This is a genomic window from Paenibacillus sp. FSL R7-0128, from assembly GCF_038002245.1.
Lineage (GTDB): Bacteria > Bacillota > Bacilli > Paenibacillales > Paenibacillaceae > Paenibacillus_AQ > Paenibacillus_AQ silagei.
The window spans coordinates 3766299-3780993 of the sequence record NZ_JBBOCD010000001.1; the positions used below are offsets into that span (position 1 = coordinate 3766299).

10 protein-coding genes and 1 pseudogene are annotated in these 14695 nt (G+C 52.6%); 10 read left to right on the forward strand and 1 reads right to left on the reverse strand.

Annotated elements, in window-relative coordinates; all coding sequences use genetic code 11:
* Positions 1-23: 23 nt before the first annotated feature.
* The 9 genes and pseudogenes from NST26_RS15560 (at position 24) to NST26_RS15600 (ending at position 9186) form a co-directional block, all read left to right on the forward strand.
* A complete protein-coding gene (locus NST26_RS15560) occupies positions 24-734 on the forward strand; it encodes a Crp/Fnr family transcriptional regulator (RefSeq protein ID WP_340979381.1) in 711 nt (236 codons plus the stop codon).
* A gap of 177 nt (positions 735-911) precedes the next feature.
* Positions 912-1601: a response regulator transcription factor gene (locus NST26_RS15565; protein WP_327196455.1), complete on the forward strand. Its 690-nt coding sequence runs from the start codon at positions 912-914 to the stop codon at positions 1599-1601.
* Positions 1598-2716 carry a sensor histidine kinase gene (locus NST26_RS15570; RefSeq protein ID WP_340979383.1) on the forward strand — a complete coding sequence of 373 codons (1119 nt, stop codon included), beginning with the start codon at positions 1598-1600 and terminating at the stop codon, positions 2714-2716. The genes NST26_RS15565 and NST26_RS15570 overlap by 4 nt, the downstream gene beginning before the upstream one ends.
* 33 nt (positions 2717-2749) lie before the next feature.
* Positions 2750-4450, forward strand: coding sequence for an ABC transporter permease (locus NST26_RS15575; protein ID WP_340979385.1), 1701 nt, complete (start codon positions 2750-2752; stop codon positions 4448-4450).
* A 62-nt stretch (positions 4451-4512) separates the two neighbouring features.
* Positions 4513-5082 carry an ABC transporter permease gene (locus NST26_RS15580; RefSeq protein WP_340979387.1) on the forward strand — a complete coding sequence of 190 codons (570 nt, stop codon included), beginning with the start codon at positions 4513-4515 and terminating at the stop codon, positions 5080-5082.
* A 3-nt stretch (positions 5083-5085) separates the two neighbouring features.
* Entirely contained in the window at positions 5086-5844 is a 759-nt protein-coding gene (locus tag NST26_RS15585) for an ABC transporter ATP-binding protein (RefSeq protein WP_340979388.1), read from the forward strand.
* A 119-nt stretch (positions 5845-5963) separates the two neighbouring features.
* Positions 5964-7055: a PRK06851 family protein gene (locus NST26_RS15590; protein ID WP_340979389.1), complete on the forward strand. Its 1092-nt coding sequence runs from the start codon at positions 5964-5966 to the stop codon at positions 7053-7055.
* A gap of 216 nt (positions 7056-7271) precedes the next feature.
* Positions 7272-8027: pseudogene (locus NST26_RS15595) on the forward strand (endonuclease/exonuclease/phosphatase family protein).
* A gap of 247 nt (positions 8028-8274) precedes the next feature.
* The gene (locus NST26_RS15600; RefSeq protein WP_340979391.1) at positions 8275-9186 is read left to right on the forward strand and encodes a glycerophosphodiester phosphodiesterase; all 912 of its coding nucleotides are present in this window, start codon (positions 8275-8277) and stop codon (positions 9184-9186) included.
* Positions 9187-9355: 169 nt separating this feature from the next.
* Here NST26_RS15600 and NST26_RS15605 read toward each other — a convergent pair whose 3' ends face one another.
* Positions 9356-10534, reverse strand: a complete 1179-nt coding sequence (locus NST26_RS15605; protein ID WP_340979393.1) for a serine hydrolase domain-containing protein — start codon at positions 10532-10534, stop codon at positions 9356-9358.
* Positions 10535-10743: 209 nt separating this feature from the next.
* Here NST26_RS15605 and NST26_RS15610 point away from each other — a divergent pair, with 209 nt between their 5' ends.
* Complete coding sequence (locus tag NST26_RS15610) at positions 10744-14274, forward strand: glycosyl hydrolase 53 family protein (RefSeq protein ID WP_340979394.1); 3531 nt, start codon at positions 10744-10746, stop codon at positions 14272-14274.
* Positions 14275-14695: the final 421 nt, after the last annotated feature.

Here is a 14695-nt window from a genome sequence, read left to right on the forward strand (position 1 = left end):
TTTCACATTACAGGGGGAACGGTATGAAAGAGCATTCCTGCCAGCACGCCGCAGAACCTTGTACACGCAAGGTACCGATTTTTGCCGCGCTGACCGATGAGGATCTTACCCGGATCAGCGCCATGATTAAGCACCGCAAATTCACCAAGGGCCAGCCACTAATTCTCGAAGGCGCGCCGTCCGATACGCTATACATTATTCAGCAGGGACATGTGAAATTATCCAAGATCACGCCCGAAGGGAAGGAACAGATTTTACATATCCTGACGAACGGGGATTTCTTCGGGGAACTTAGTATCTTTAACAGCGACGAGCTTAGCAACTTCAGTGCCTATGCGCTGAAAGACACCAATATCTGCCTGCTGACCCGCAGCGATATGGAGCAGTTAATGATCGAGAACCCCGACATCTCCCTGCGCCTGCTCTCAAGCGTAACCAAACGCCTTGCCCACACCGAGAATCTGGCACAGAGTCTGGCGACCAAGGACCCGGAAATCCGGATCGCGTATATGATCATGGAGCTGAGTGAGAAATACGGCAAGCCGCGCGGCGGACGCGTACATATCGACCTGCCGCTGTCCCGCGAAGAGCTGGCCAGTTATGTCGGAGTGACCCGGGAGACGATCAGCAGGAAGTTCTCCCGATTCGAGGACTCCGGCCTGATCAAGCTGATCGGCAACAAGCAGATGGTCGTCATGGACCCGGCTGGTGTGGAGCGGTTCATGGGAATATAAGGGGAGTTGAATATAGGCTAAGCGGCATTTCTACCGTCCGGTGATGGGGAATGCCGCTTTTTAGCATGGATAGCCGCTTCCTATGATAAATCTTAAGGCAATGTTAAGGTTACCCGTGTTTAACTGAAAGGTAGGGCCGCCATAATGGGCTTACAGCCCTGCAGGAGGAGAGGTGAAATGATGAACCAAACGATTCTGATTGTGGATGATGAGAAGGAGATCCGGGAGCTTTTGCGCCTGTATGTTGAAAAGGATGGATATACCGTGATCCAGGCCGGGAACGGAAGGGAAGCATTGAAGCAGGCTGCAGCTGCACGGGTTGATCTGGCGGTCATTGACATCATGATGCCAGAGCTTGATGGCTATCAGCTGATTAAGGGCTTGAGAGAGCACAGCAATCTGCCCATTATCGTTGTCAGTGCCAAGACAGAGAATCACGAGAAAATTCTGGGGCTTGACCTTGGTGCGGATGATTATGTGACTAAGCCATTTGACCCGCTTGAGGTGCTTGCCCGAATCAAAGCCCAATTACGCCGCTATAGCGGTGGTGCAGCGGATTCCGCAGCGGCGGTGCTGACGGCTGGGGAACTGTGTATGGATATTTCTGTTTGCAGTCTCCGCTTGGGCAGCGCCGCAATCCATCTTACCGCTACAGAATACAACATGATGAAGCTGTTCATGCAAAGTCCAGGACGCGTCTACACCAAACAGCAGCTGTATGAGGCGGCATGGCAGGAGACGGCTATCGTGGATGATAATACGGTGATGGTGGCCATCAGTAAGCTGCGCGCCAAGCTTCCCGGCGGCAGCGGGGTGTCCATTGGAACTGTGCGGGGATTAGGGTATCGGCTGGAGGTGCATCCATGAAAAACAAGCGCAGCTTCAGAAGAGTCATCATGCGCAGATTCATAGGCTACACCTTCGGCATTGCGCTGACGCTCCTGGTTCTGGAGCTATTGTACGGTCTGTTGACATGGAAGAACGGGATGAACTTCGCGGAGCTGGCCTCTTCCCCGCTGGCCAAGGGAACGGAATCGCTTCAGATCACGCTGTCCGTGATCTGGATTCTTATTACAGCCGCCGTGTATTTTATCGGGATTGTCCTGTTCGGGCACGGGATCAACAGGAAGCTTATGGAGCCTGTAAGGAAGATGGAAGAAGGGTTCAAGGCGGTGACCTCAGGCCATTTGAATACCAGGCTGGATTTTGAGACGGAAACGGAATTTGGAGAAATGCGGGATGCGTTCAACTATATGGCCCAAAGGCTGAAGAATGCCGAAGAACAGCGGATGAGCATGGAGAATGAGCAGATGCAGCTGTTCTCGCATATTGCCCATGATCTGAGAACTCCCATGACTACGATTTCCGGCTATGCAGGGGCCTTGGCATGCGGGTTGGTTGAGGAACCGGACAAACAACGGGAATACCATCTGGCGATCCAAGCGAAGTCGGGACAGATGAACCAATTGATTGACCAGTTGCTGGCCTACTCCAAGCTGGGTGCGCCTGAATACAAGTTGAAGCTGGCGAAGGTTGATCTAGTGGAACTGCTTCGCGTATCTTGCGCTGCTTTGTTTGGTGAAATCGAAAGCAAACAGATGAGCTTAGAACTGCAATTACCGGACCAGCCCGTATTTTATATAGCAGACCCGCTGGAAATTAGCCGGGCTATCGGCAATCTGCTGACTAATGCAATCCGCCATAACCCGTCAGGCAGCCTGTTATTCGTAGGACTCACGGATGAGCCCAGCCGGATTACAATCCATATTGCCGATAATGGAGCAGCGATCCCGGAGGCCATCACCGGAAATCTCTTCGATCCGTTTGTCTCCGGCGACACTTCAAGAACCACCAGCAGTGGAACTGGGCTAGGACTGGCTATTGTGCACAAGGTGATGGAACAGCATTCCGGGGGAGTTAGCGTAATAGACGCAGTCTCACCCTATACCAAGGAGTTCGTCCTCATTTTCCCCAAAGGTTAAACCTGTAAGGTCACAAATAGACGGAGGAGTGACATGTATCTAAAATTAATTAAAAATGATCTGCGCAAAAGCAAGCTGATTACCGGCACGATTATGGCGTTCATCCTCGTTGCCGCCATGCTAACCTCGCTCGCCGCATCGCTTACAATGAATCTGTCCGGCGCGATCGATAACATGCTTCTATCGGCGAAGGCGCTCCATTTCATGCAGATGCATACAGGCAACGTTGATATGGACCAGCTGCGGCGCTTCGCAGACACGAATGGAAGTGTTGAGGAATATCAGGTGCAGGAGTTCCTAAATATTGAGGGTGCAGAGATAGTGATCGGGAACGATTCGCTTGCAGGAAGCATTCAGGACAATGGTCTTTCCGTACAGGGCAAGAAATTCGACTATCTGCTGGACTTAAACGGCGGGGTGATTCATCCGGCAGACGGTGAAATCTATGTCCCTGTCTATTACAGGCAGGAAGGGAACGCAGCACTAGGAGATACACTGACGATCCACGGTATTTCCTTCCACGTTGCGGGGTTTTTGCGGGATTCGACTATGAATGCGGCACTGGTAAGCTCCAAAAGGTTCCTGGTCAGCCAGACGGATTTCGAGAGGGTCCGTGAGTTCGGACAATTGGAGCACCTGATTGAATTCCGGCTGTCTGAGGGGGTTAACTATCCCGCTTTTGAGACAGCGTATTTGGATGCGGGTCTCCCGGCCAACGGTCCGCCTGCGATCACGTACAATCAGGTGAAGATGATTAACGGCATTACGGACGGCATTATGATTGCTGTGCTGGTGTTAATCGGCATGCTGGTCATTCTCGTGGCGTTCTTATGTATCCGCTTCACGCTATTGGCAACGGTCGAAGAGGATTACAAGGAAATAGGCGTACTGAAGGCCATCGGGATGCGGGTAACACAGATCAAGAAGCTGTACCTTGCGAAATACGGCGTAATCGCAGGTGTAGCTTGTATGCTGGGCTTTCTGGCTTCTCTCCCGCTCCAGATCCCTTTTATGCACAATATTCGTCTGTATATGGGTGATAGCGGGAGCCGGTTTCCCGGCTTGCTCAGCGGACTTGCGGGGGCGGTGCTCATCTTCGCGGTGGTCATGCTATATGTGAATGGTGTGCTGCGGCGCTTCCGTAACATCTCCCCTGCGCAGGCGGTGAGGTTCGGCGCATCGCAGGAATCCTCGAAACCGGGCAGAAGCTTCCGGCTGAGTCACAACAGGCTGTTCACCCGGAATATCTTTCTAGGCATCAAGGATGTGCTGTCCCGTAAGAAGCTGTATGTCACCATGACGCTGGTGCTGGTCACCTCTTCATTCATTATGATTGTGCCTTACAATATCAGCAATACTATCTCTGCACCCGGGTTCATCACCAATATGGGTATGGGCATCAGCGATGTTAATATCGGAGTGCTGCGGACGCAGGTGGAGGATGTTCAGGGGAAGGCGGAGGTGGTTGCAGCTCGGCTGGATGAAGATAAGAACGTTGAGAAATATGCTATGTTCACCAGCCGGATGCTAGAGAGGAGAACGGATGACGGAACGCCAGAGAAGCTGCGGGTGACCTTCGGGGACTATTCCGCTTTTCCGGTTACGTACTCCAAAGGCCGTGCACCGCAAGCGGAAGCGGAGATCGCCGTCTCGGTACTGAATGCGGAAGACCTTGAAATGAATGTTGGGGGGATGAAATCGTTGTTATCGCTGACGGTACGGAAAAGCACCTGAAGGTGTGCGGAATTTACTCCGATGTCACGAATGGCGGGCGAACAGCTCAGGCTAATTTCAAGATGAATCACGGGGAAATTCTAAGCGCCTCAATTGCGGTTACGTTCCGTGACCGTCAGAGTGTTCAGGCGGCCATATCACAGTACCGGGAACAATTCCCCTTTGCCAAAATTACCGGGATCGACGAGACCATCGGGCAGATGCTTGGTCCTATGCGCAAGGCTATACTAAAGGCATCCATCGTCGCAACTCTGGCAACCGTCCTGCTCACACTGCTGGTAACAACGCTATTCATGAAGTTACTGGTGGCGAAGGACCGTTATTCCATTGCCATCTTGAAATCCATAGGCTTCACTAGCAGGGATATTCGGAGGCAATATCTTACACGCTCCGTTACCGTGCTGGGGATGGGTGTCATCACCGGTACGCTATTGGCAAATACGCTCGGAGAGCTTGCCGGTGTGGCGATCGTGTCGTCCTTCGGCGCGTCAGCCTTCCATTTCGAAGTAAATCCGTGGTTTGTCTATCTTTTTTCGCCCCTGCTGATTGCAGGCTGTGTCGTTGCAGCTACCAGGTTAGGCAGTTCCGGCATCCAGGCTTTGCAAATTTCCGGGCATATCAAGGAGGATTAGCAGATGAACAGCATCATTACAGGTACCCATATTGTGAAAACTTACGGTAAGGGTGCAGAGCAAGCCATGGCATTGAATGGAGTAGACGTCGATATAACAGAAGGTGAATTTGTTGCCGTAATGGGGCCCTCTGGCTCAGGCAAAACCACACTGCTGTTCGCACTCAGCGGCATGGATGAGATTACTGAGGGAACCGTGAAATTTGGTGATACTGAACTAGCCGGGCTCCGGGAAAATGCGCTTGCCGATCTTCGCCGGACCCGCATGGGCTTTATTTTTCAACAGCCCACGATGCTGAGGAACCTGAATCTGCTGGATAATATCATGCTTCCCGCCGTGCAGGACGGCAAGAGGAATACAGTGGAACTCGTGCAAAAAGCGAGAGACCTAATGATCCAGACAGGCATTGCCGGGCTGGAAAACAGGGATACTACTGAGGTATCTGGCGGGCAGCTCCAGCGGGCCGGGATCTGCCGCGCACTAATCAATACGCCGGAGATTCTGTTTGCCGATGAGCCAACCGGTGCGCTGAACTCGAAGACCGCAGAGGAAATCATGGAGCTGCTGGCAGGCATCAACCAAGGGGGCACAGCCATCATGCTTGTGACCCATGATGCGAAAGTCGCCGCCAGGGCGGACAGGGTTCTTTTTACGAGGGACGGGAATATCGTTTCCGAACTGATACTGCCAAAGTTCAGCGGCGGGGAGCTGGAAGCGAGAGGGGAGAAGGTGCTTGCCCGGATGGCGGCTGCGGGCATTTAGTTTCAGCATCTTCACGTGGAATGGATGGAATTTCCGCCGCTGCTGGAACCTTACAAATACCTGACGCATATTGTATGGTTATAAGCCTATCAGGCTGCAACGGGAAAGGAAGTGGGTGTATGGCTGCGGGGATATTAAGATATTTTGCAGACGGCAATACGGCTCTTGGCTTCTACAGTTTGTTCGAATCGAATCTTCAAGGGCTCCGGCGAATATTCATCTTGAAAGGCGGTCCCGGTACCGGCAAATCCTCGCTGATGAAAGCAATCGGCGCGGAATGGGCGGAGCGGGGATATCCTATTGAGCTGATTCATTGTTCATCCGATAAGGATTCCATTGACGGGGTCATTATTCCGGCGCTTGGAGTGGGCATTGTTGACGGGACGGCGCCCCATTTGATCGAGCCCAAGGCTCCCGGAGCAGCCCGGGAATACGTGAACCTGGGGGAAGCATGGAACTCGGCAGCGCTTATCGGCCAAAGGGAGATCATTGAGGAGCTTAACCGGAAGGCTGCGGATGCCTATGCGGCAGCGTACAGCAGATTTGCGGAGGCCCTGAGCATTCATGACGAATGGGAAAAGATTTACTTCGAGCATATGGACTTCGGCCAGGCGGATCAATTAACGGCCCGGATGCTGGAACAGTTGTTTGGCGAAGCGCAGCTTCAGAGGCATGCTGATGTGAAGCACCGGTTTTTGGGCGCAGCAACGCCGGCAGGATCGGTTGACTTTGTACCTAATTTGACCGAAGGGCTATCCAGACGCTTCTTCCTCAAAGGCCGGGCCGGAACAGGCAAATCAACCATACTCCGCAAAATCGCCGCCGAGGCGGAGAAGAGGGGCTTTGATACGGAAATCTATCATTGCGGATTCGATCCCCACAGTCTGGATATGGTTATTGTGCGTGAGCTTGATTTTGCGGTCTTTGACAGCACCAGCCCGCATGAATATTATCCGGAGCGGGAAGGAGACGTAATCATCGATACGTATGAAGCTGTTATTACACCGGGAACGGATGAGCGCCTCGCCGGACCGCTAGAGGAAATAAGCGCACAATATAAGGCCACAATGAAAACGGCAATAGCCGCTCTGGCAGAGGCCAAGGTGCACCGGGATGAATTAAAGGAAATTTATATCGCCACAATGGATTTTGGCATGGTGGATGCGGCCAGGAACCGGATTTCCGCTGAACTGGCAAGTATGCTGGCTTAGCACTTACAATGATCCGAACCAGCTTTGGGGCTTACTCGGCGGAGGTACTTGCCATCCGTAGAGTAAGCCCCAAGGCTTATTAAGGGTGCGGTGCCTTTTGCCCGGAATACGCGGTTGCGCAGCGTCCAGAAGAATTATAGACTTCAATATGTAACAGTGTGAGAAATTATAACGACTACAATTATGGAGGAGAGAACAGCGATGAGTACTTACGAAATGGCTTCCTTTAATATCCGTCTGGATATTCCGTCAGACGAAGAGAACGGCTGGGCGTACCGCAAGGAGCATATGCTGCGCCTAATTAGGCATTACCGCTGGGACGTGTTCGGTCTGCAGGAGGCGCGGGGCAATCAGCTGAGGGATCTGGCGGCACTTGAGGATTATTAGGTGGAAGGCATCAGCCGTGATCATGATCCTGAGAGTGAACACTGTCCGGTCTTTTATAACAAGTCGGTATTCACCAAGGAAGCCGGAGGCACCTTCTGGCTGTCGGAGACGCCGGAGGTTCCGTCCAAGTCCTGGGGCTCTGATTACAACCGGATCTGCACCTGGGTGAGGCTGCAGGACACAAGAAACGGGAATAGGATTCACTTTGTGAATACCCATCTGGACCATATCAGTGAGGAGGCCAGATACCGCGGTGCGCTGAAGATTCTGGACTGGATTCGTAATCAGGGCGGGAATCTGCCGGTTGTACTGACAGGGGATTTCAATGCTATACCGGACGAACGATGCTACCGGGAGATTACAGCGCAGCTGACCGATACCCGCAGAGCGGTTGATGCCCATTATGGCCCCTGGGGGACATTCACCGGTTTCCGCTACGATATTCCGTGGGATGAGCTTGAGGAGATCGATTATATTTTTACGGACAAGCAGGTGAAGGTACTGAAGACCCGGACGGTAACCGACAGCTTCGACCGGAAATACCCTTCGGACCATTATCCAGTTACCGCAACTCTGGAAATCTAACGGGGCGAAACTTAGCGCAGTGAATCGGGAGCTTGCAGAGTCTGTCCCCGTAACACAAAGAAACCGGACCTCAAGGAGGCTGGTTTCTTTGCGTTACATGGAGATATGGGGGCAGTGGATTGTTTAGGCGATAAATGTCTGATACGATAGATAAGCTTCATGATGGAAGCCCAAACACTCTGAGGAGTCACGGCTAGCCCATTCTGAATAGAGTATCTTATTATCACACACAAATGGGGACAACAGCATGATGAGGATGTTCAGACATAAGGGTTATTTTATCGGAGTGCACATTGTATTGTGTATTTCCTTGTTCTCCACACTGTACGCGTATTCTCCGGTCATCCGGGTGAAGGTGAAGGAGATGATCGAGCCGGCGGACAAAGTCTATACGATTGCCCATCGCGGCGCATCCGGTTATGCTCCCGAGAACACGATACCGGCCTTTGAGCTGGCACGTGAGATGGGTGCCGACTCGATTGAGCTCGATATTCATTTGACCAAGGACCTGATTCCTGTTGTGATTCATGACGAGACGGTTAACCGTACCACGAGCGGCAAAGGTTTTGTGAAAAATATGACCCTGGAGCAGATCAGGCAGCTCGATGCAGGCTCATGGTTCAATCAGGACTACCCGATGTTCGCCAGAGATCTATACACAGGGCTTACCGTCCCAACGCTTGAAGAAGTATTCGAGACATTCGGCAAGGACATCAACTATATGATCGAAATCAAGGAGCCTGCATCGAAGTTCGGGATTGAAGCGATCCTGAATGATACGATATTGAAATATGATCTCGCCAAAAGGGTGTCCGTTCACTCCTTCAGCGCAGCCAGTCTGCGGCAGCTTCATGCGATTAACCCGGATATTCCGCTATACCAGCTGGTATGGAATGATTATGCGGCTACGAGGGTGACTCAGTCCTATCTCGATACCGTGAAGACCTATGCCGTAGGCATCAGCCCGAATTTCCAGGGAATCAGCGGGGCTTATGTGGCTCAAGTGAAGCGGGCGGGGCTCAAGATCATCCCGTATACGGTGAACTACCAGCTCAATATGGATAAAGCTTACTCCTGGGGAGTAGACGGAGTGCACACGAATTATCCCGACCGCTTCCTTGAAGTAATTGCCGCCAACAGGGCAAATGCCAAATGGTAGGAGTGGATCTCTCACATTTAGGTGGAAAAACAGTATATTAAGTGCCCTTTTTCCAACTGTTCCCTGGAGAGGGCTGTTCTGTTCAGGAGCAAGTGGAGAAAATCCACCTGTTTCTGGAAGCACCTAATTCCAGCTTCTCAAATTTAGTGAATCCATACAGCTTCGTCGCTTAAAATGCGCTCAACACGATATTCCGCAGCTTGCGTGTAATGGGCAGGGTACCGGAGTCCTTTCTCTGGATCATGAACAGGATGGTCAGGCGTTCCAGCGGACAATTGGCAAAATAAGCTCCCAGCCAGCCGTCCCAGCCGTATTCTCCCAGGCTGCCGAGCCCTCCGGCTTGACCAGGATCAGTCAGGATGCGCATCTGATTGCCGTAGCTGTAGCCTTGCAGCGAATGCCAGGGATTGAAGCCTTGCTGCTGCGGGCTGGTTAAGCTGGCCAAGGTCATAAACTGAACGGTGCGGGGCTTCAGCAGCTGCACCCCGTTCAAGCTGCCCTGATTCATCAGCATGGTGGTGAATTTGGCAGCATCCTCAATCGTCGAGACCAGCCCGGCTCCGCCTGCTTCATAAGCCGCTTCCCGGTCCATATGATGATTAACGCCCAGAGGACTCTCCGAAAAGGGTATCAATCCGCCTTCACCATCATCCTGGTAGACAGAGGCCAGCCGCTCTCTCTTGTCTTCGGGCAGCCAAAAGCCGGTATCGTTCATTTGCAGCGGACCGAAGATCTCCTGCTGCAGGAATTCGCCGTACCGCATGCCGCTGACGACTTCAACTAATGCACCTAGAACATCCGCAGAGGTTCCATACTGCCAGGAGGTTCCCGGCTCGAAGGCCAGCGGGCCTTCTCCCAATCTGTTGGCGAATTCCAGTGTGCTCATCGGGTTGGTGCCAAGCAAGCGGCTGTTCAGTTCCTGGTACAGCGCCTCCGTATACTGACCCGCCAGGTCGTCGGCTCCGCCGTAGACCAGACCGGAGGTCATGTTCAGCAGGTCGTTAATATCAACCTCACGAGTTACGGGCACAAGCTCGCCGTTCTTTCCCACCTTCTGATTTTTAAATCCAGGTATGTACTGGCTGACCGGATCGAACAGGTCGATCTCCCCGCGCTCCAGGAGCAGCATAACGGCTGCGGCAGTAACCGGCTTCGTCATCGAGTAGAGGCGGAAGATCGAATCTCTGGACATTTTGCGTCCAGCTTCAATATCGGCATAGCCGTCTTCGTGATACCAGCTTTCTTGTCCGTCCTGAATCACCATGAAGTTCGCACCGGCGATTTCCTTATTGGCAATGCTTGCGCTCAGCGCTTTGGTGATTAGACGGGTAGTGTTTGAATCCAGCATCTCTAGGTCTCCTTTGGTATGATCCGTTATCTATATTCCAGGGTGAATAGCATTTCACATAGAGAATATTATACGTCTTTCAGAGTGAAATGTAAGCGCATTTCAGTGAAAAAATTGAATAAGTATAGTTTTTCGTTGCTTCGCTTAATTTAATGTTACCTTCCTGGTCATCTATACTAACGGAGAGACTAATACAGGGAGGGAATATTTTGAAAAAGAGAACAAGATGGCTTGCGGCGGTTCTTACTTTTACAATGTTAATCATGTCGCTGACTGCACTTGGATTACCGGCAAAAGCTGGAGCGGTTCCGATTCCGCAATCCTTCGCTAAGGGCGCAGATGTCAGCTGGCTGCCGCAAATGGAAGCTGAGGGCTACAAATTCTATAACGATCAGGGAGACGAAGAGGACCTGCTCCAGATTCTAAAAGATCACGGAATCGATTCGATACGCCTCCGGGCTTTTGTCAATCCATCCGATGATCCGATCAACGGCCATAACAGCACCGAAGAGATGGTTACGCTGGCCTCCCGTGTAAGCGCTCTCGGCTTCAGGGTGATGGTCGATCTGCACTACAGTGATTCCTGGGCCGATCCCGGGAAGCAGGTTACTCCGGCCGCCTGGGCCAGTGATAATCTGGAGCAGCTCAAAGCACATGTCTCAGAGTACACCACAGAGGTGATGCAAGCGCTGAAGACTGCGGGGGTAACCCCCGAGTGGGTGCAGATTGGCAATGAGATTAATAACGGGATGATGCATCCGCTGGGCAGCTATAGCAATACTGCGAATCTGGTGGAATTGATCCAGGCGGGATCACATGCGGCCAAGGCTGTTTTTCCTGAGACCAAAATCATTATTCATAGAGCCAACGGGGCAGACACCGGTGTAGATCCGTTCTATGCAGGTCTGGTTGAGGCGGGTCTTAAAGACAGTGATTATGACATTATCGGGTTATCTTATTACCCGGATTCTATCTACACTTCTTCTATTAATGAACTATCCTCCAACATGAATCTTCTGGCTGCAAAATATGGCAAGGAGGTCATGGTCGTCGAGGTTGGCGGCGATGTGAGCAAGAATGTGGATAATGTATACAACATGCTAGTTGCTGTGCAGGATGGCGTGAAGGCTGTACCTGGAGGCCAGGGAACAGGTGTGTTCTATTGGGCACCCGAGGGCGTCTACTTCGGCTATGGGCTGTCTGCCTGGAACCCGGACGGGAAGCCTTCCTTCGCGATGGATGCTTTTATCGACGGTGCTTCGGCTATCAACCGGGTACCCGTTCAGTCGGTAAAAGTAGAGAAGCAGACCGCTGTCCTAGAAGTAGGCGGAACCGGCAGCGTTAAGGCAACGATCAGCCCGGCGAATGCAACCTATAAGGGGTTAACCTTCACCAGCTCGGATGAAGCCATCGTCAAGGTAGACAAGTATAAAGGAACCATCTCCGGACTTGCTGCCGGGACCTCTACAGTAACAGCGGTTACGTATGACGGCGGATTTACAGATTCAACGGAGATCACAGTCTCGCCAAGCACAAGCTTCATTCAGAATCCAGGCTTCGAGGACGGGCTGAATGGTTGGACCGTAAGCGGCGATAGCGCGGCGGTCAATGTGGAGTCGGATGCCCATTCCGGTTCGGCTGCACTGCACTACTGGAGCTCAGGGGCTGCGGAATTCCAAATCTCCCAGACGGTCACCGGCCTTGAAAATGGTACCTATCAGTTATCCGCTTGGGTCTCGGGCGGGGGAGGGGAAGAAACGGCAGAGATTTTTGCGGGTAATCAGAAGCTGCCGTTCGTCAACACAGGCTGGCAGCAATGGAGTAATCCAACCATCGATACCGTTGAAGTTACAGATGGAACGCTGACACTAGGCGCTAATCTGAAATACGCTGGAGACAAGTGGGGGAATATTGATGATTTCAAGCTGGTCAAAAAAGCCGGATCTGTCAGCACCAATAATCTCACGGTGAACGGCTCTAAGTCCGACTGGTATCTGAGCGGCACTAAGCCCGCTACCTTCGGAGACAGCAATGCTTCAGGCGGCTTCGATTACGGGGATGACAAGCCGATTAACTTCAGCCTTACTCATGAAATGACCGGACTGGAGCCCGGAACCTATACCCTCCAGGCCAAAATCTTTGGGGACAAGGGTGAACCTTCTCCCGGTTCGGTAATGTATGTGATCTCCGAGGGGCAGACGTATTCGGTGCCGGTTACCTATTCAGGCAGCGCCTGGCTGAAGCCCCGGACTCTGACGCTAAAGCATGTGCACATTGGGGAAGACGGCAGCGCATCGCTGGGCTTCAAAGTCCTCACAGACTCGGATAATCATTACGGCTATCTGCAAGAGGTGACCTTCGTGCGCAATAGCACAACTACACCTGAGGTTCCTAGCGAACCAAGTGAACCGAGTGAACCGGTAACACCTCCAGTAACGGAGCCTGTAACACCCCCGGTCACAGAGCCGGTGACGCCTCCGGTAACAGAGCCAGTAACGCCTCCGGCAACGGAGCCGGTGACAAGTCCGGAAGCCAGCCCGGTACCCAGCCCGACTACGGCACCAGGAACGGGCTCCGGTTCAGGCTGGACAGCTCCGCTGGCAACAGCACAAGCTTCAGTTGCACCGCAAGCCACGCCGCAGCCGGAGATTCTGACTGTAACTGAGCCGAAGGTAAATGCCCAGAACCAGATTGTGATTCCAATGGCTGAAGGGCAGAGCGAAGTAAGAATTCCCGCTGACGCTGCGGCTCTTAAGGGAATAGCCGCTCTGAAGGTGGAAGGCAAGACAGTGGCTGTAGAGATTCCAGGCAAGGTTGCTCAGCAGCTTCAAGCGTTGGCAGAACAGCAGCAGAAGGGCTCGATGATGTCTATCCTGCTTGAGCCAAGGTCCCCAGAGCAGAAGGCAGCCTGGATACTTCAGGCTAATAAGAAGAGTGAAGCTGAACTGAGAACAGCCGGAGAAATGTTCAATCTCAGGCTGTCTGTGCTGAATAAGCAGGGAGTTAAGACTCCGCTGGTCTCGTTCGCGGAACCTGTTACACTTCGCTTGAAGGTTCAGGAGAACGGGAACCCGATGCTTGCAGGTGTGTATGCCACGGCAGATGATGGAACGCTTGAATATGCAGGCGGAACCACAGAACAGTCCGTATTGACTTCACAGGTACGGCAATCCGGCAATTATGCTGTACTGGAGTATGACAAGAGCTTTGCAGATGTGAGTCCGGCGGATTGGGCCTACTCAGTGATTAAAGAGATGGCTGCCAAGCATATTATCGAGGGCGACCGGGAAGGACGCTTCGCACCGAAGAGAGAAGTGACCCGGGCCGAATTCGTTACGATGCTTGTCCGTGCCCTTGGGCTGAAGACGGAAGGCCTGAGTTCGTTCGCTGACGTAGACAGCAGCAAGTGGTATTCGGGCGATGTGGCCGCCGCTTTTGCAGCCGGAATCGTCAAAGGGGACTCTACCGGCAAGTTCGCCCCCGAGTCGCGTATTTCGCGGCAAGAGATGGCAACGCTGCTTGTGAGAGCCTACGAGTTACATTCGGGAAGTCCGGCTCCGGCAGGTTCCTTGCCTGCTTTTGCCGATACCGCCAAGATTGACAGCTGGGCTAAGGACGCCGTGAGTGCCGCCGGTTCACTGGGTTTCATCACGGGGACTCCGGACGGATTCTTCAAGCCCCAGGCCAATGCGACGCGCGCAGAGTGTGCGAAGGTATTGAGTTTGCTGCTTAATCTGTAAGCAAGAGAATAAGAGTGTAAGTATAGTAGAGTAGCGATTATCCTGTTAATGGGGGCGCTGCTCTTTTTACTGGTATGGGAAAGTTCGATTACGAAGGAGCCGGGCCGCATGTAGTCGGAAAACCGATCACATTCGGCAGCAGGAAGACGAACGGGCGAAATATAGTCGAAAAACCGATCACATTGGACGGCAGGAAGGCGAAGGGGCGAAATGTAGTCGGAAAACCGATCACATTGGACGGCAGGAAGGCGAAGGGGCGAAATGTAGTCGAAAAACCGATCACATTGGGACGCGGGAAGGCGAACGGACGAAATGTGAGCGAAAAACCGAACACAATAGAGCGCGGTTAGGTGAACGAGCCAAATGTGGGCGGAAAACCGATCACAATGAGCAGCAGGAAGACGAACGGGCGAAATGTAGT

Coding starts and splice junctions, on each gene's coding strand:
- NST26_RS15560 (WP_340979381.1), top strand. CDS start 24: ATGAAAGAGCATTCCTGCCAGCACGCCGCAGAACCTTGTACACGCAAG.
- NST26_RS15565 (WP_327196455.1), top strand. CDS start 912: ATGATGAACCAAACGATTCTGATTGTGGATGATGAGAAGGAGATCCGG.
- NST26_RS15570 (WP_340979383.1), top strand. CDS start 1,598: ATGAAAAACAAGCGCAGCTTCAGAAGAGTCATCATGCGCAGATTCATA.
- NST26_RS15575 (WP_340979385.1), top strand. CDS start 2,750: ATGTATCTAAAATTAATTAAAAATGATCTGCGCAAAAGCAAGCTGATT.
- NST26_RS15580 (WP_340979387.1), top strand. CDS start 4,513: ATGAATCACGGGGAAATTCTAAGCGCCTCAATTGCGGTTACGTTCCGT.
- NST26_RS15585 (WP_340979388.1), top strand. CDS start 5,086: ATGAACAGCATCATTACAGGTACCCATATTGTGAAAACTTACGGTAAG.
- NST26_RS15590 (WP_340979389.1), top strand. CDS start 5,964: ATGGCTGCGGGGATATTAAGATATTTTGCAGACGGCAATACGGCTCTT.
- NST26_RS15600 (WP_340979391.1), top strand. CDS start 8,275: ATGATGAGGATGTTCAGACATAAGGGTTATTTTATCGGAGTGCACATT.
- NST26_RS15605 (WP_340979393.1), bottom strand. CDS start 10,534: ATGCTGGATTCAAACACTACCCGTCTAATCACCAAAGCGCTGAGCGCA.